Origin of the sequence: Bacillus altaicus (assembly GCF_042136375.2) — a bacterium.
Classification (GTDB): domain Bacteria; phylum Bacillota; class Bacilli; order Bacillales; family Bacillaceae_G; genus Bacillus_A; species Bacillus_A cereus_U.
Genome location: NZ_CM143394.1, coordinates 4488685 through 4507209 on the forward strand (window position 1 = coordinate 4488685; position 18525 = coordinate 4507209).

Consider the following 18525-nt stretch of genomic DNA (forward strand, 5'->3'; position numbering starts at 1 on the left):
GTTTTCTTTTCAACAAAATTAATCTCACAGCTTATTTCCTTTATCCCTACCTATTTCAAATTCCCATTAAGTTGTTTCAAAATATAAGTATTATTAATCCAAAAACTTTGTTTTACCATCCATCTACCATCAGGTAATTCCTCTGCATGAGAATAATCTCCTTTACCTACTTCTTCTCCATCTTCCAATACGTAAAAGGATTGACCACAATGTGCTTTCATATGAATGATAGCATTCTCCTTCTTACCAGGTAAATTATTCATAATAACTATACCATTTGACCGCTCCGTTTTAATCAATTTAACACCATTAGTAACAATAGATTTTACATTCTGCCATCCGGATTTTACAATACACTCTAAATCTGTATAGGGCATATTCCATATTTGACACCCTTTTAACTCGTAAAATTGTCCATTTTTTTTAAAAACAACAAATAAAAACTTTGTTTCTTCAAAATAAGATCGTAGTTTCGACTCTTCCCATTCCTCATTAATAAATTCCTTTAATTTCATTTGGGGCAGAGAACTACTTTCTTTTATAGAGCCATTCTCTTCTAACCTTATTGCTTTCACAACAATATTAGCCTTTAAAAACTCTGCTGCTCTATTAGATTTTATTCCTAGCATTCGGTATGCTAAATCAATCCATTGAGATTTATTACCATTATATTCTCGACCAAATAAGTCACATAGCTCTTTATCCATGTATCCTACATAAGAATTAATCTTCGATATAACCAGTTTATCAAATGTAATATGCTTTAATTCTCCTGCCTCCTGAACAATAGGTTCATAAGTATCTAAATTTTTCGCAATATACTTATTCAAAATATATGTCATATATGAATTTTTAAAACCAAAAGCCCTTTTGCGCGCAGGAATATTTTCCCCATAGTACTGTGGAACGGTACTTTTTTTAGCTGTAGCTCCCTTCGTACAGGCACCTAGGTACATTGTGTCACCCTCAGAAAGTTCATGCGCTCTTCCATTTTGAATTTTACGAACTATCTTCTCGTAATCATCTTTAATTATTTTCATATCTTCTTCTGTTGGAGAAAATAATTTAATAAAATCGATTGGATATAAAAGTTTATTTTCAATGTCCTTATCACGCAAATAATATACTAACAAAAGTATTTTAATTTTCTCAAACACATGGGATGTCTCAAAATCCAGTTCAATTGGTTTATCATAACCTATCATTGTAATAACTAATCGTTCACCAGCGCTTAGCTTACCCTTTTTTAACTTTTGATATGGAGAAACCTTAAGCTCAACACCCGCTTCATAAAAATCAGCTTGTTGATCGCTATTAAGTTTATACCCAAAATAGTGCTCTTCAAGAAGTTGCCCCAAGCTACCTTTATTTCTCGATTTACCATATTTATCAATAATATTAACTTTAATATCTTCATTTATCTCTGCTTCTTTTACAACATCTAAAAAGCTCTTTCCTATAAGCTGTTGAGCATATTTTTCAATACTCAATGGATCAGTTGCATCATATCTTATAGCTCTTTCCATACTATCCCCCACCTTGTTCATTTCTGTCTTTTTTAGTAAAAACATTCTCTATGTATATCCAATACTCTAAATAACTACTATCTATTTAATTATCACTATCTAAACTTCTAATAATTTACAAACCAACAAACCCATACATCTCCAACAACTTCCTACCTTCCTCAACAACCTCTTCCCGTAATTTTCTAGGCTCCATCACCCTAACCGAGGCACCCATACCCAAAATCCATTTCTTAATCGATTCTTTCCCGCTCATCGTTGCATGAAAAAGGATACTGCCGTCCTCATTGTGTTCTATCTTTTGATTCTCTCCCCAAATGGATTCCGGCACGGATACAGCGAATGGTGGATAGATGAGTAACTCGACTTCTAATGGTTCTTTCATAATGCCGAATTTCGGAAATTCTTCTCGGATATCGAAATTGTCGGGTATTTTATATGTATCATACAAAGTTTTAATATCTTTTATTCGAGATAATTTAAACATACGTTTTTCTTTTTTATCATTACACAGGGCTAGGCAATAAAAGAATTCGTTGTAGTGCACAAAGCCGTACGGATCGATAATTCTTTCCGATTTTTCACCAGACAGTTTCTCATACTGTATTTTCACTTTGCTTCTTGTAAATAACGCTTCTTGTAATTGTACATATTTTTGATTTTCATTTGAAAATGTATAATTCGGCTTCGATCTTTGAACAAAATATATATGACGGTCTTTATTCGTTTCCACTTTCCGAACGGCATGCAATTTATCTAACGCTACTTGTGCATCCTGTGAATAAATGTCATTACCTTTTGAAACTAGTTTTTGAATAGAGAATGTTAATGCATCTATCTCTTGTTGAGACATATTTTTAATAGGAAATAACGATGTATTTGAAAGAGAGTAACCACCGTACCTGCCTTTCTTTGTCTCTATTTTTATACCTGCCATTTCAATATCATCACGATAAATACGGACCATCCGCTCTTTCACTTCTAATAACTCTGCCAATTCACTAATTCTCATTTTCCCTCTCGCATGCAGGAGTTCAATCATATACAGACAGTTGCTTAACTTGCTCATATAATTCCTCGTTTCTATTCATCAATCCTCATTCAAGTATAAAAGAATAGAACCATCTTTTAAATTATTTCTATATATACTTCTAAAATATCAATATATTACCCCAAAATGTACACTAGCACACCCCTGACATACACCATCCCTATCAAGATGTTCTGGCAAAGTCTTTGTATTACAAAACTCACACTGCTGATACCGCCTCTTTCTAAAATCAGCAACCATAATAATACTCTCTTTAATTTCCACCGCTTTCTCACTGTCACTTAATTCCTCTAGATGTTCCCATAATAATATATGATGCGTAAACCCTGTCATATCTGGTACGGCAGAACTAATCCATACCAATCTATAAAAACCTATTTCTAATCCCATTTCTCCTGCACGAATAAACATGTTCGGATCAAAATCCAGTCCTCGAACTGCGAACTCGACATTTATTTCTTTCAACTCACAAAGCTCCAATTGTTTTGATATAAATTGTTGTATCTGTATTTTTGCTAATTTCATTAGTAATAAATCTCCTATATATTATAAATTTCATACTGCAATAAGAAGTTATATCGATAAAAATATCACAATTAAGGAATTGCCAAGTACCTTTCACTATACTCGGTAATTCCATTAATAACTTGTTACCATCAAATTATAACTCAAAATCTGGCATTATTTACGTCACATATACCATTTCTTTAAACTGAACATTCATCAATCACTAAATTTCACCATTCCCCCATACCAACCACTACTCTCCTCCAAAAAACTCCTACTCTCCCCACTCCCCTTATAAAAACTCTCCCAACCCCGCTCCCTCAAAATCCCCTTCCAAGTATCACTCTCCACCATCCGCTTAATAATACTATCCCAATAAGCAACCTCGTCCTCCGTCATATCTTTCGGCCCCATAATCCCTTTCCAGTGCTGAAATACAACATCAATTCCTTGTTCTTTCCACGTTGAGATTTCTGGTAGTCGGTCTAGCCGTTTTGGTGCGGATACGGCTAGTATTTTTATTTTGCCGGCTTTGTATTGTTTTTCGGCTTCGGATAGGGTCATGGTTGCGACGTTGATTTGTTTGTTCGTTAGGGCGTTTATGATTTTTTCTTTGTTTTCATAGACGAAGAATTCTAGTTCGGCAGGGTTTATGCCGAAGGCCTTGCTTACTTGTACGAAGGATAGGTGATCGTCATTTCCTAGGCCGGGGGCAACGCCGATTTTGAAGTTTTTCTTGTCATGTTTTAGTTGTTCCATTAGTTGTTTTGCGTTTTCTATGTTTGAGTCTTTTGATACGACAACGACTTCCCAATCTGATGCGAGTAGCGCGAGCGGTGTGAAGTCTTTATATGTTAGTTTACTGTGGCCTAGTAGGTTGTTCGTTATGAGTAAGCTTGAGTTAATCGCAAGTACGTGACCGCCTTTTTGTTTCGTATATTTCCATCCGACATCACCACTGCCACCTACTTTGTTTGTGACAGTGATTGGTTTTGTGAAGATTTTTTCTTCTGTCAGCGTTTTTTGCATCGCTCGTGCTGTTAAGTCCCATCCCGCTCCTTGAACGTTTGGCGCAACGATTTCTACTTCATCTATGTTTACTGTATTCATGCGAGGTTTTTCCGAAGAACAACCAGCTATTACTCCTGTCATGATCCATATACATAGTAATAATCGTTTTTTCATAACCCTCGTCCTATTCGATACTTTCGTTCTGGTCGTCCGATAATGCCATATGTGTACTCTACTGTGCATTCGTTTGTCGCTACTAAATATTCTAAATATCTTCTTGCGGTTGTTCTGGAGGCACCCATTTGTTCTCCCATTTCTTCTATTGTAATTCCCTCTTCGAATCCTTTTATAATTCCTTTCACTTTTTGCAGTGTTAACGGATCAACACCTGTTGGTAAGTGTTTTATGTCTTGTGTTTGCGAAGTACCGAAGAAGTTATCGATTAGTGCTTGATTTACTTCATTGTTACTATGTAATAGTTGCTTCTTTCTTTTATAGTCTTCAATTGTGCGAACAAATTTTTCTAACGTGACTGGTTTTATAAGGTAGTTACTTATGCCATTTCGAATTGCTTTTTCTAACATATGGTTTTCATTCGCCGCTGTAACCATAATGACGTCAACGTTTGGAAAGTCAGCATGGATTTTCGGTAATAAGTCTGTTCCAATTCCATCTGGTAAATAATTATCTAATAGAAGTAAATCGATTTCTTCCCTTTGTAGTAGTTCCATCGTTTCTTTCGCGTTCAATGCTTTTCCAATCACTTTTACGTCCTTTATTTTTGATAAAAACTCCTCTTGAATTTGCGCGACACGGAAATCATCTTCTGCAATTGCAACCTTCAACATATGCCCATCCCCCTGTTTGTCATATACTTTCTCTCAATGTTTTTGGAAGGTAAATTGTAAAAATAGCTCCCCCATTTTTCTCGTTTTGAATTTCAATTGTTCCTTCTAGTAGATCTACCATTTCTTTCACGTTTGCTAGCCCGTAACCACGATCATTTCCTTTCGTTGAAAACCCTTTTTGAAAAATAGTACTTATTTTTTCTGCCGGTATCCCTGCTCCACTATCTATCACTTCAAACACAATATCGTGTCCAATATCCGTAACAAAGAAGGAAACATTCTTTTCCTCTTGCCCATTCACCGCATCAAACGCATTATCAATAATGTTTCCAAGGATCGTAATAAGGTGCGAAACTTTTATATGGTCTGGTAACGGTTGAAGCGCACTATCGCCTTCAATATGAAAATCAATTTTCTTCTCAGATGCTGTTCCGAGTTTTCCTAATAAAATAGCTTGTACTTTCGCATCGTGAATTTGATGGAATAAAATATGGTTTTGGCTTTGATGAATATTAGATTCTTGTTGGATAAATTCAATCGCTTCTCTGTAGTGCCCTAACTGAAGTAATCCTGATAAGACGAAAAGCTTATTTGTAAATTCATGCGTTTGAGCACGTAAATCCTCTGAATACTTTCTTACCTCAGATATTGTATTCACTAAATTTTGCAGTTCTGTTTTATCTCTAAAACTACATACAACACCTACCGTACTGTTATTTTCGAGTATTGGTGTCATGTTTAAAATGAATACTTTATCTTGAAACGCTATTTCTTGATCGTTTTCTAGCACTCTTTCCATATGAAAATCAGGCAAAACTTTTGAAATGTGCTGCTGCATATAATCACCATTTACATACAGCATTTCTTCTGCCGAAGTGTTCATCATCGTAATAAAACCGTTTTAATCAATAGCGATAATTCCTTCTTTTATAGATAGTAGTATCGCGCTTCGTTCCCGGTATAGCGCTGCGATTTCATTCGGTTCTAGACCGAGTGTATCTTTCCTGATACTACGTGCTAAAAGAATGCCACCAACAATTCCGGCTAGTAATACAGCTAAGGAAAAGAGGATAATTTCTTTCGTTCTGCTCAATATGTTAGATTCAATACCTTTTATTAAAAACTCTACTGTCACAACGCCTACTACTTGATCGTAATCTCCGTTATGAATAATAATAGGTGCAGCTGGACCGCTTACTCCCTTTCCTTCAAGCGTATAATATCCACCAAAAGTGAGTGCTTCATAGTTATATGGATTGTTACTCTTTGTACCAATCAACTCCGAATTAGAATGGGAATACATAACCCCATAACGATCTTCTATAATTACATAATCCGCACCAGCTTGCTCGCGAACTTGTTCCGCAATGGATTGAATGATACTTTTATGCTCGTTATATTGAAAAGCCTCTTTTATAGCTGGCATAAAAGAAAGTGACTTCGCCGTTTGCAGAGCTAATTGCTCCACTTGACGTTTCGTATCAACAGACTGAATGTAAACAAATATCCCCGCTAACAGAAGAACGACAAATACAATTAATGTAATAATTAAGCCTAGTATTTTCGTTTGTAATGACACTTTTCGTGATTTCTTCATACTTCATATCCTTTGATAAAATATTCAAAACTATCAATCTCCTTTTTCTATTATTATGACAAAACTGAAAATGAATCAACTATAAAAACCTCCATGTACATAAAGTACAAAAAGAATAAAATTGTCATAATATTTAGATTTCAATTCAAGGACAGTACAATTCAACTATATTGAACACGCTTTCATAATTATCATTTTATTTATAAGCAAGAGGAGGAATTATTATGGCTCAAGCAAAATCTAACCGAGTCGCCGGCAATATCTTCAAAGGTTCTGTCGGCAATTTAATTGAATGGTATGACTGGTACGTTTACTCTGCTTTCGCTGTTTACTTCTCAGCAGAGTTCTTTCCTGAAGGAGATCCAACGAGTCAATTACTGAACACAGCCGCTATTTTCGCAGTTGGATTTTTAATGCGCCCTATTGGAAGTTTGCTAATGGGACGTTATGCAGATCGGCACGGACGCCGGGCAGCATTAACGCTTTCGATTACGGTTATGGCCGGTGGTTCTTTAATTATTGCCTGTACACCGAGTTACGAAAGTATTGGTGTCATGGCGCCAATTATTTTAGTTCTTGCTCGTTTACTTCAAGGATTATCACTTGGCGGAGAGTACGGAACTTCCACAACATATTTATCTGAAATGGCTAGTAGTGGTCGCCGCGGTTTTTATTCAAGTTTCCAATATGTAACGCTCGTTGCTGGACAGATGGTTGCGTTAGGCGTTCAAATTGTTCTTCAGCAATTACTAAGCGAACCAGATATGAAAGCTTGGGGATGGCGTATTCCATTCATTATTGGGGCGATGGGCGCAGTAGCTGTATTATGGCTTCGCCGCACGATGGATGAATCGGAGCAGTTCTCAAACATAAAATCGCAAAAACGCGAAAGCGCAGGAACCATTAGCGCTCTTATGGAACATCCGAAAGCAGTATTAACAGTAGTCGGCCTAACTTTAGGAGGCACTGTCGCATTCTATACGTACACAACATATTTACAAAAATTCATGGTAAATACAGTCGGTCTTCCGAAAGAAGTTGTAAGCTGGATTAACTTTGTCGCACTACTTATATTCGTTGTACTTCAACCAATTGCAGGGCTATTATCTGATAAAATCGGACGCCGCCCACTATTAATGGCTTTTGGTATTCTCGGAACGTTACTAACAGCACCAATCTTCTTCTTTATGGAAAAAACGACAGAACCAATGGTAGCATTTTTACTCATGATGGTCGGCCTCATTATCGTTACTGGTTACACTTCCATTAACGCAATTGTAAAAGCCGAACTCTTCCCAACTGAAATTCGTGCACTTGGCGTAGGTTTACCATATGCACTAACAGTTGCGATATTTGGCGGAACAGCCGAGTTCATCGCATTATGGCTAAAGAGTATCGGGATGGAATCATTATTCTATTTCTACGTAGCTGGATGTATCGCGATAAGCTTTATTACGTATTGGCGTATGGATGAGTCATCGAAGACTTCGCAGATTGAGGCGGAGCTTGGTGGTGGAGATAAACTAGCTAATAATAAATCTAGTTAAAATTACGTATTCTATGTTCTTCGTTTACCTGAACTCGATTTGCTTTATCTAAAAAAGCATAATTCATTCATATACAATTTAAAAACCTCTACTTATATGTAGAGGTTTTTGTATGACGAAAAAACACGTAGTTCCATTGTTATTTTACAAACCCCAATTTCTTCCTCATCTTAAAGTGGAACAAATTTATCCCTTAGAGTGTCTAATAAGTGTATTTCTAATATTAGTTGTCCAGATTGGATACAACATATCCTGTTTGACATCTATTTTTATGTATTACAAAAAAATGAAAGGACTTATTATCCCAAAAGTAAAAAATATGTATTGTATTTCACAGGTGAACCATTACAAGTGAAAACAAAAAAGAAATAACCCAAACCGTGACTTATCAATCATATAAAGTGAAACTTTAATCAGTGGGGGTTTTGTTCATCCCCCGCTGATTATTAGCCTTCACCAATCGGGCTTTTACGGGCAGTTGATCCCCCACCTAACTTCTTTGCTTCCGCTGAATTTTGAGGTGGGGGTCTTACTGCCCGGCGAATAGCGGGGTAAACGTTTTGGATGTCATTTAACCTGTGAAATTTTAGCTGCAGTAGTATTGTTACCCTATGCCATCCTTAATTGCATTGGTATTTAGAATACCTAGACAAAATCCATATATTCTTGAAAGAGGTTGAAAATTTATGTTCGTTTTAAACAAGTTCTTTAACATTCTACATTACAAAAAGATTGTGCCTGTAGTATTACTTTCATGTGTATCACTTATAGGCTGTTCCAATAGTAACACTCAATCTGAACCACCTAAACAAACTAATCAAGCTAATCAAATTAAACAAGAAAATACAGGTAATCAATCTTTCGCTAAACTTGAAAAAGAATATGATGCTAAGCTTGGTATTTATGCACTGGACACAGGTACAAATCAAACTGTTGCTTATCATTCAGATGATCGTTTTGCATTTGCATCTACATCTAAATCATTAGCTGTGGGCGCTCTTTTACGCAAGAACTCATTAGAAGCTCTTGATCAAAGGATTACGTATACTCATGAAGATCTTTCTAATTATAATCCAATTACTGAAAAGCATGTTGATACGGGAATGACGTTAAAAGAACTTGCAGATGCTTCTGTTCGATATAGTGACAGCACAGCACATAATTTGATTCTTAAACAGTTAGGGGGCCCCTCTGAATTTGAAAAAATCTTGAGAGAAATGGGAGATACTGTTACTACTTCAGAACGATTTGAACCTGAATTAAATGAAGTGCATCCAGGAGAAACACATGATACCAGTACACCAGAAGCGATAGCTAAGACACTTCAATCATTTACATTAGGAACTGCACTTCCAATAGAAAAACGTGAACTATTAGTAGATTGGATGAAGAGAAATACAACTGGAGATAAATTGATTCGTGCGGGCGTACCAAAAGGATGGGAAGTAGCTGATAAAACAGGCGCGGGATCTTACGGAACAAGAAATGATATCGCAATTATTTGGCCACCAAATAAAAAGCCGATTGTTCTTGCTATACTTTCTAATCATGATAAAGAAGATGCTAAATACGATGATAAACTTATTGCAGACGCAACCAAAGTCGTGTTAAATACCTTAAAAGCTACGGAATAAATGATAATAGGTTAAAAGTTTTCTATTTTAGGCGGGTGTTTTCATCAACTAAAAATTTAATAGTGTCCCAAAAACGAAATTTGGTGCTACCCCTAAAACATCTGGACTGTAATAGCCAATAAAAAAATGCAAACAAAACGTCCCTTAATCAGTCGTTTTGTTTGCATTTCCTTTTTCTAAAACCACAGAAAAGATAAGTACTATAGTTAACAGCATAATAAACCTTACTTCACTTCCATCACTTACAAAAAATGAATACAAAGTATACATTAAAATTAATATTCCATAAATAATTTTGTGCAATGTACTCCCCCCTTTTTGCCGTATATATTTTAGTATAAAAGTTTGATTCAAGTCCTATATCCATATGAAAATAAAAATCACCTATGATATACACAAAATACTTTTCTCTTGTTAATTTATCTATTTTCTTTTTATAACTCAAATTTCTTCGAATCGTACTTTTCTAGAGTTTACTGCAATTCATTTTGTTCATATGGAATATCTTTATCTGTCTGTATATCTTCAACATTTTCTCCACCTGTTAATAATCTCCTGTACTTAAAAGAGTGCCCTGTTAATACTGTTGTAATCATTTTGTATTGCCCTCCTTTTGTTTGATTACTTGTATCATAAAACAAGTATCTGAAGTTGATATGTAGTCTATCTAGAGTGTATGTAAATTTAGAAAATCTCTAATAAAATGTTTGTATTGTAACGTTACCACCAAAACTATTGCTCCAAACACCATGATTTGAAGAGATAGTCCCCCCATGTTCTAGCCTCAATTCCTCCTACAGTTCTATATTCAGTAAAACTAGTTAATCCCTATAATATAAAAAGAGCACCACTTTTTGGATGCTCTTCGTTATAACTATATATTATTTAATTTCCTTCTTTTGTTGGTACCATTTTTCCTTCTTGAGAGTCTGTACCCTCTGTTCTTTCAACAGTTTTTGCATATTCTGGTTTTTCAGGGGCTCCCATTTCAAATCCAGATTGAGAATCTGTACCTTCTTTTGTTGGTACCATTTTTCCTTCTTGAGAACCTGTACCTTCTGTTCTTTCAACAGTTTTTGCGTCTCCTTTAGGAGTTGCTGGCACTGCATCTTTAGGTGCATCAAAGTTTTGTGAGAAAGACGTTGTTCCATCTGCACTCTGTGTAATTACTTGATTTGAACTATTTTCATTTGACTTTAAATTGTCCATTTTCGCATCATCTGCACCTACTGCACCTCCCGCTACCAATCCTGTACTTAAAAGTGCTCCTGCTAATAATGTTTTAATCATTTTTCATTACCTCCTGTTTATTTATAATATTCATCAAAAAAGTATCTAGAGTTAATGTTTTAGTCATTATCTTTATCTACTTGCTTTTTGATTACATTTAGCATAAGACAAGAATCTATAGTTGATATGGACTGTATCTGGAGATTATGTAAAGAAAAATAGATGGTCAATTGTATATCCTAATGGATGCTTAGACAAGATTGAAACTTTATATGAGTTTGAACAATTGAGTTCCCCTTTGTTTTTAGGTGTGAGGTTTTTAGCTGGAGTGGAGTGAGGGACTAACCTTTTCTAATTTGAAAGCAAACTTTTTATTATTAGTTTACATTCAAAACACTGTAAATAAAGATGTTAAAAATCCGTGAACAAAAAACCACATCTCATTGATGTCCACCCCATCAGAAGTATGGAAGGGAATTAAATATAATCCTTCCCTGTCTTTATGCATTAAGATAGAAAAAATTATAAAGTGAAACTTTAATCAGTGGGGGGTTTGTTCATTCCCCACTGATTATTAGTTGAACCAATCGGGCGTTTACGGGCAGTCGATCTCCCACCTAACTTCTTTGCTCCACCTGAATTTTGAGGTGGGAGTTTTACTGCCCGTTAATGCGGGATAAATATAGACTTAAATATTTTTTTGAAAGGATATTGTTTAACAAACATAAAAAAGAGCTAAGGCTGTATGAGAACCTTAGCTCTTTTTTATGTTTATTGTTTATTATATAAATTATTTAACGCTACAGGCCCTACCAGCTATCATATTACCAACTGAAATACCACCAGGTTCCCCCGATGCTCTCCCTCTAAAACAAATGACAAGCCACCTCATGCCCTTTCGCAATCTCCACCATCTTCGGTACTTCCTGCGCACATTTTTCAGTGGCGAATTTGCATCTCGTTCTGAATTTGCAGCCGGATGGTGAGTTTAGTGGACTTGGTACTTCTCCCTCTAGGATGATCCGTTCTTTGCCTGTGTTTGTTGGATCTGGTTCTGGCATGGATGAGAGTAGTGCTTGTGTGTATGGATGTGCCGGTTTTGTGTATAGGTCTTCGCTGTCGGCAATTTCTACTATGTTTCCTAAGTACATGACTCCGATTCGGTCTGATATGTGTCTTACCATCGATAGATCATGCGCGATGAATAAGTATGTGACGCCTGTTTCTTCTTGAATATCCTGCAGCATGTTTACAACTTGTGCTTGGACTGAGACATCGAGTGCTGAGATTGGTTCGTCACATAGGATGAAGTCTGGTTTTACAGATAGTGCGCGCGCGATGCTGATGCGCTGTCTTTGGCCTCCGCTAAATTCGTGCGGGTAGCGATATAGGTGTTCTTCTTTTAGGCCTACTTTTTTGAGAAGTTCTAGAATGATTTCTTTTCTTTCTTCCGCTGTATGAGATCCGTGAATGTTCATCGGTTCGCTAATAATTTGGAATACGTTCATTGTCGGATTTAATGATGCGTATGGGTCTTGGAAAATGATTTGCATTCGTTTTCGATATTCTTTTAGTTCACTTTCTTTTAGATCTGCGATATCTTGTCCGTCAAATAAAATGTTACCGGAAGTGACGTCGTGTAAACGAATGATACTTCTTCCTGTCGTTGATTTTCCGCAGCCCGATTCTCCTACTAGTCCAAATGTTTCACCCTTTTTAATTGTGAAGCTTAGGTCATCGACTGCTTTTAATTGCTTTGTTTTTCTGCCGAATAGTCCTTTTTTAATAGGAAAATACTTTTTTAAGTTCCGCACTTCAATTAAGTTTTCTTCATGCATGGGAATCACCTACCGCCCTATCGTTTAACCAGCACATAGAGCGTCTTCCGTTTCCGATTTCAAAATATGGCGGACGTTCTTTTTCACAAATGTCCATTTTATGTAGGCAACGCTCTGCGAATGGGCACCCTTTCGGCGGATGTAGTAAGTTTGGCGTTACACCTTGAATTGGCGCTAATCTTTCTTTTACTCCGTTCGATATTTTTGGCAGAGAGTTTAATAACCCTTTCGTATATGGGTGATTCGGCGCTTGGAAAATATCAAGTACATGTCCTTCTTCCATAATAAGCCCGCCGTACATAACGATAACGCGTGTACAGTTTTGCGCAACAATTCCAAGATCATGGGTGATAAGAAGTAATGACATATTCGTTTCGTTTTTTAAGTTTTTCATTAAGTCTAGTATTTGTGCTTGTATCGTTACATCAAGTGCTGTCGTCGGTTCATCCGCAATGAGTAAGTCTGGGTTACAAGACATCGCCATTGCGATCATAACCCGCTGCTTCATTCCGCCGCTTAGTTCATGCGGATATTGTTTTATCCTTTCTTCCGGTGAAGACAGACCAACTTGTTTTAGCAAATTGACCGCGATGTGCTCTGCTTCTTTCTTTTTCACTTTTTGATGGCGCACAATTACTTCCGTCATTTGCTTCCCAATTTTCACAACTGGGTTTAATGCCGACATTGGATCTTGAGAGATGAGTGAAATTTGATTTCCTCTAATAGAACGTAATTCTTTCTCCGATTTAGAAAGCACGTTTTCATTTTGAAAAAGAATCTCTCCTTCTTTCACTTTCCCTGGCGACGTAACGAGAGCCATAACGGATTTCGCCATAACGCTCTTTCCGCTTCCCGATTCGCCAACAATCCCAACGACTTCACCCTTTTTCAAACTAAATGAAACGCCGCGAACCGCTTCTACTTCGCCGTCTTCTATGAAAAAAGAAGTCTTTAAGTTTTTTACTTCTAATAGTTTTTCAGACACGCTTTTCACTCCCCCTCACTTAAAGCATTAGTTCTCATGATGAGCCCCTTTTGGTGCGAAAGCTTTTTTCAACGCTTCACCGATTACGTTGAAACTTAGTACAGTTAATAGAATAAGGAACCCTGGGAAGATTGTTAAATACCAAGCTTCACCTATGTATCCTTGCGCATTATTTAGCATGCTGCCCCAAGACGAGTCTGGTTCTCTAATACCTAATCCTAAGAAGCTAAGTGATGATTCCATTAGAATAGATGTCGCAATTGTTAATGTCGCTGCGATTATAATGGTTGATAAAATGTTAGGAATAATATGTCTTACAATAATCATGAGTGATTTTTGTCCAGATACTTTTGCGTATAACACGTACTCACGCTCTTTCACAGATAACGTTTCTGCCCTTACGATACGCGCGGTATCCATCCACGTTAATAATCCGATAATAAGAACAAGCGTTGTAATTCCTGGTTTTAAATAAGCATTTAATAGTAGCATTAAAAAGAATGATGGAATCGACATAAGAACTTCAACAATTCGCATTAAGAAGTTGTCTAACTTTCCGCCAAAATATCCACTTATTGTTCCTACTGCGGTGCCGATTGTAATGGAAACAACCATCGCTAGAAAACCAACAGCAAGGGAAACTCGTCCGCCATATAACGCTCTCGTTAAGTAATCCCTTCCGTAATCATCTGTGCCGAACGGATGACTTAAACTCGGTTCTTGTAAACGATCTGGAATCGACATTTTGCTAGGATCGTACGGTGATACGAATGCGAAAAGAGACGCGATTGTTAAAACACTAAGTATAATAACTCCCATTAGTACAAACTTTTTTTTTGTAAAACTACTTTTTATCGTTTGAAATCTCCTATTATTCATTCCAAATCACCCCCTCATTCGAATGCGCGGATCAACTACGCCATATAAAATATCAGCAATTAAATTACCGAGAATTAACATGAACGATGATAATAATGTGATTGCCATAATAATTGGATAATCAAATCTAAAAATGGCATTAACCCCGAGTGAACCAAGTCCCGGCCATGAGAATACTGTTTCCGTAATGAACGCTCCGCCTACTAAACTCGGAATAGATAATCCGAAAATTGTAATGATCGGTATTAATACGTTTCGAAGTACGTGATTAAATAAAACTGTTTTCTTTGAAGCGCCGTACGCATATTGAATTTGTACGTAATCTTCTTCTAATTGCTGGATTGTGCTTGAGCGAATATATCTCATATAAACAGAGACGTTTTGGAACGCTAGTACTATGCAAGGTAAAATACCGTGCTGGACAATATCCCAGAAGGAATCTTGACCGACTGTGCGCATACCCATACTCGGAAGCAAGTTCAACTTTAAAGAGAATAAGTAGATTAATAGTAAAGCAAACCAAAAGACTGGCATTGAGATTCCCACATAGGAGATAAAGTTCACAATGCGGTCAAAGATAGAGTTCTTTTTCACCCCCGTAAATAGTCCAAGTGGTATTGCGATTACAAATGAGACGAGTAAAGATGATCCCATTAATCCAATTGTTGCAGGTAATCTTTCTGTAATAAGTTCTAAAACAGGACGATGGTTTTGAAGTGAGTATCCAAAATTCCCTGTTAAAATGTTTTTTAACCATAAAAAATATTGCACGTAAATCGGCTGATCTATTCCTAAACTTTTGCGAATACGTTCAACGTCAATCGGACTCATATTCGGCGTTACAAAGTTTCGAACGGGATCGCCCGGCGCTAGTTTTATTAATAGAAAAGAAATAATAGAAATAACAAATAAAAGCGGAATTGCATTTAAAAGCCTCTTTGCAATTACTTTATACACAAACTTCCCCCCTCAAGATAAAGTGAAACTTTAATCAGTGTGGGGTTTGTCCATCCCCTGCTGATTATTATCCCGCTTACAGGCAGCCCATTAAAGCGGGATAAAGAAGCTGATTTCCACCAGCTTCTTTACAGTTTCTTATTTCACTTCATAAATTTTCGATAGATCTTCAAACATTGTGACAGGAATTGCTTTTGCTTCTTTTAATCCATCAAACTTTTTATCTACTGCAATAACTGCTTTCGGATATGCGATTGGAAGATAAGGTAAGTCTTCTCTCGCTGTATCTTGGATTTTGTGGTATAGCTCTGCGCGTTTCGTTTTATCCGTTTCAACCGCAGCTTCTTCCCATAACTTATCGAAGTCAGCATTTTTATAACGTGCATAATTGTATTCCGCATTACTTAAGAATAAGCTCTTATATGAATCAGGCTCTGGTCCCATTATGTAACCACCGAATGTAATGTCATATTCTTTATTCTCTTTATCTAAGCCTTTTTCACTTGCCGCACTAGCATCTAATGCATTCAGTTCAACTTGTAAGCCGACTTCTTGTAATTTTTGCTGTGTATATAGTGCTAAACTTTCCATAATTTTATTATTCGTTACATACATAACGCGTACTTTTTCTTTATCTTTCACACCAGCTTTTGCTAATAAATCTTTCGCTTCTTTTTGATTATACTTATACTCTTTAATATCTTTCGCATAATACATAGCGTCTGGTGTTAAGATTGAATTTGCCGGTTCTGCAAATTGACTAGAAACGAACGCTGAGTTAATCATTTCTTTCTTATCTAATGCATGCGCAATTGCTTGGCGCACTTCTTTTTTCTTCATAAGGTCTGTATTAAAGTTATAAGCTAAGTAGAATAATCTACCTTCAGGGAATGTAACCATTGAGAAGTTCCCAGTGCTATCTAATTTTTTAAAGTCTTGCGGTTCGATCATCTTCATATTGATTTGGCCATTTTGAAGTGAAACGTTTGCTGTATTACGGTCTTTTACAACGCGGTACACGACAGAATCTAATTTCGCTTTACCAGCAAAATAATCATCGAATCGCTCTAGCGCAACATATTCATCTGATTTAAACTCTTTTAATTTAAATGGACCTGATCCTACAGGTTGTAAGTTTTTCTTACTCTTCACTAAATCTGCTTCACCTTCAAATACATGTTTCGGAATTGGGAAGAAATCGTTCATAACCCCTTCGAAAGATGCACTTACTTGCGGTAATACAAATTGAGTCGTTAGCTCATCCACTTTTTTCACCTCAAGCGGCTTTCCTTTAAAAATAAAGTTTTCACGGCTTGAACTATTTTGCTTCTCATCTAAAATAGATTTGAATGTAAATACAATATCATCTGATGTAATTTTCTTACCATCATGCCATTTCAAATTATCCTTTAATTTTAAAGTCCATGTTAATTGATCCTCTGAAGGCGTAAAGCTCTCAGCAAGAACAAATTTTCCCTTACCGTCTTCCATATGATACAGCGGTGCATATAAAGCTTGCTGTATCGTTAATGACACTCGATCATTCGCATAAAGCGGGTTCATCGTATCTGGATTATCACTAACACCAACCGTTAACGTTCCTCCATCTTTCGGAGTCCCTGATTTACTAGTTCCTGCTTGCTTCGAAGAATCTTTCTCCCCTGAGCAAGCCGCTAATGCAATAAGTAATAGTAGGACAAATGGTAATGCAAACAACTTCTTCTTCATATTTCGACCCCTCTCGACTATTTACACCTATAAGAAAACTCGGAATTAATACCGAGTTTTCTTATAGGTTTTAAATTACCACTACCCGTATGTATTGTCAAACTTTTTCGCAAAGATAGACAGTTTGAAATCTATTAATGAATTCTTGCGATAAACTATCTTTATGCGGATGATAAAACAAAAAGACCACCCAAAGGCAGCCTCACAACTGAATCGTAGTACCAACTCCACGCTCCATCGCTTTTTCATATAAGTATTTCGCAACGATAATATCTACTACCGCTAAACCTACTGATTTGAAAATAGTAATCTCTTCATCGTTCTCTCTACCAGCTTTTTCCCCAGTTATAATTTGACCAAGTTCGGCGTGGATGTCACTTGCCTCAAATAAGCCTTCTTTTATCGGAACTTGAAGGTCACCCGTTTCTTCTAGTGCTGCTTCTTTTGATTCAACTACTACTTTGTTTGCGTTAGCGATGGCATGGGATGGTAGTTCTTGCATGCTCGGTCTGAATGAGCCGACGGCGTTTATGTGGACGCCTTTTTGCAATGTTTCTGTGAAGACTGGTGTGGATGCATTCGTTGTTGTGACGATGATGTCTGCTTCGCTTATTGCTTCATTTGCATTGGAATAGACGTATGCAGGTTTATTGAATTTCTCTTGTATATATTGTGCAAATGCATAGGCTTTTTCTTCCGTTCGGTTATATAGAATGATTTTTTCGATATCCCTAACGGCGAGTACAGCTTCTGCAATTCCTTTCGCTTGTTCCCCTGTACCGATGATGCACAAGTTTTTTGCATTATGAAGAGCTAAATGTTTTGTCGCTACACCTGATAAGGCGCCTGTTCGGATCATCGTTAAGTACGATCCTTCTAAAAGTGCGAGCGGTTCTCCCGTTTGAAAGTCTGATAGCATAACGATCCCGTTTATCGTTTTCTTTCCTATCTTTTTATTGTGCGGAGCTACCGTTACTACTTTTAATCCCAGTGCTTCAAGTCCTTCCGCTACTGAAGGCATAATTAACGCGGTATTTTTCTCGTTCGCAAATGGTAATGAGCCGCGAATTGGTGTGATCGTTCTGTCTGCTGAAAATTCTTTTAAAGCAAGCGCCGCGTATTCAATGACTTCGTTCATATTTACTAAGTTTTTTTGTTCGTTCGCGCTTATGACTAGCATCTTTGTT

At 36.7% G+C, this 18525-nt stretch carries 16 protein-coding genes and 1 pseudogene; 2 read left to right on the top strand and 15 right to left on the bottom strand.

Annotation, left to right across the window (positions count from 1 at the left end):
- Positions 1–50: 50 nt before the first annotated feature.
- The 6 genes and pseudogenes from ACE38F_RS23285 to ACE38F_RS23310 all read right to left on the bottom strand — a co-directional run bounded on the left by ACE38F_RS23285 (position 51) and on the right by ACE38F_RS23310 (position 6540).
- Complete coding sequence (locus ACE38F_RS23285) at positions 51–1526, bottom strand: Sau3AI family type II restriction endonuclease (protein ID WP_375370372.1); 1476 nt, start codon at positions 1524–1526, stop codon at positions 51–53.
- A gap of 115 nt (positions 1527–1641) precedes the next feature.
- Complete coding sequence (locus ACE38F_RS23290; protein WP_375370373.1) at positions 1642–2595, bottom strand: helix-turn-helix transcriptional regulator; 954 nt, start codon at positions 2593–2595, stop codon at positions 1642–1644.
- A 90-nt stretch (positions 2596–2685) separates the two neighbouring features.
- A complete protein-coding gene (locus ACE38F_RS23295) occupies positions 2686–3102 on the bottom strand; it encodes a hypothetical protein (protein ID WP_375370374.1) in 417 nt (138 codons plus the stop codon).
- A 198-nt stretch (positions 3103–3300) separates the two neighbouring features.
- Complete coding sequence (locus ACE38F_RS23300; RefSeq protein ID WP_375370375.1) at positions 3301–4269, bottom strand: tripartite tricarboxylate transporter substrate binding protein; 969 nt, start codon at positions 4267–4269, stop codon at positions 3301–3303.
- Complete coding sequence (locus ACE38F_RS23305) at positions 4266–4943, bottom strand: response regulator (RefSeq protein ID WP_375370376.1); 678 nt, start codon at positions 4941–4943, stop codon at positions 4266–4268. The genes ACE38F_RS23300 and ACE38F_RS23305 overlap by 4 nt, the downstream gene beginning before the upstream one ends.
- Positions 4944–4962: 19 nt before the next feature.
- Positions 4963–6540: pseudogene (locus ACE38F_RS23310) on the bottom strand (ATP-binding protein).
- A gap of 224 nt (positions 6541–6764) precedes the next feature.
- Between ACE38F_RS23310 and ACE38F_RS23315 the strand changes: the two are divergent.
- Positions 6765–8087: an MFS transporter gene (locus ACE38F_RS23315; protein WP_375370377.1), complete on the top strand. Its 1323-nt coding sequence runs from the start codon at positions 6765–6767 to the stop codon at positions 8085–8087.
- Between the two features lie 686 nt (positions 8088–8773).
- Positions 8774–9721, top strand: a complete 948-nt coding sequence (gene blaIII, locus ACE38F_RS23320; protein ID WP_002016516.1) for a class A beta-lactamase BlaIII — start codon at positions 8774–8776, stop codon at positions 9719–9721.
- A 144-nt stretch (positions 9722–9865) separates the two neighbouring features.
- Here blaIII and ACE38F_RS23325 read toward each other — a convergent pair whose 3' ends face one another.
- The 9 genes from ACE38F_RS23325 to ACE38F_RS23365 all read right to left on the bottom strand — a co-directional run bounded on the left by ACE38F_RS23325 (position 9866) and on the right by ACE38F_RS23365 (position 18518).
- Positions 9866–10024: a hypothetical protein gene (locus ACE38F_RS23325; protein WP_002159080.1), complete on the bottom strand. Its 159-nt coding sequence runs from the start codon at positions 10022–10024 to the stop codon at positions 9866–9868.
- Positions 10025–10194: 170 nt separating this feature from the next.
- Positions 10195–10317 (bottom strand): hypothetical protein, encoded by a 123-nt coding sequence (locus tag ACE38F_RS23330; RefSeq protein ID WP_375370378.1) that lies wholly within the window; start codon positions 10315–10317, stop codon positions 10195–10197.
- Between the two features lie 289 nt (positions 10318–10606).
- On the bottom strand, positions 10607–11011 hold the full coding sequence (locus ACE38F_RS23335; protein ID WP_375370379.1) for an alpha-ketoglutarate permease: 405 nt from the start codon (positions 11009–11011) through the stop codon (positions 10607–10609).
- An 806-nt stretch (positions 11012–11817) separates the two neighbouring features.
- Complete coding sequence (locus ACE38F_RS23340) at positions 11818–12789, bottom strand: ABC transporter ATP-binding protein (protein ID WP_375370380.1); 972 nt, start codon at positions 12787–12789, stop codon at positions 11818–11820.
- Positions 12782–13774, bottom strand: coding sequence for an ABC transporter ATP-binding protein (locus tag ACE38F_RS23345; protein ID WP_375370381.1), 993 nt, complete (start codon positions 13772–13774; stop codon positions 12782–12784). The genes ACE38F_RS23340 and ACE38F_RS23345 overlap by 8 nt, the downstream gene beginning before the upstream one ends.
- 27 nt (positions 13775–13801) lie before the next feature.
- Complete coding sequence (locus ACE38F_RS23350) at positions 13802–14653, bottom strand: ABC transporter permease (protein WP_375370382.1); 852 nt, start codon at positions 14651–14653, stop codon at positions 13802–13804.
- Between the two features lie 6 nt (positions 14654–14659).
- The gene (locus ACE38F_RS23355) at positions 14660–15610 is read right to left on the bottom strand and encodes an ABC transporter permease (RefSeq protein ID WP_375370383.1); all 951 of its coding nucleotides are present in this window, start codon (positions 15608–15610) and stop codon (positions 14660–14662) included.
- A 138-nt stretch (positions 15611–15748) separates the two neighbouring features.
- Complete coding sequence (locus ACE38F_RS23360; RefSeq protein WP_375370384.1) at positions 15749–17338, bottom strand: ABC transporter substrate-binding protein; 1590 nt, start codon at positions 17336–17338, stop codon at positions 15749–15751.
- Between the two features lie 202 nt (positions 17339–17540).
- The gene (locus ACE38F_RS23365; protein WP_375370385.1) at positions 17541–18518 is read right to left on the bottom strand and encodes an ornithine cyclodeaminase family protein; all 978 of its coding nucleotides are present in this window, start codon (positions 18516–18518) and stop codon (positions 17541–17543) included.
- Between the last annotated feature and the right edge of the window lie 7 nt (positions 18519–18525).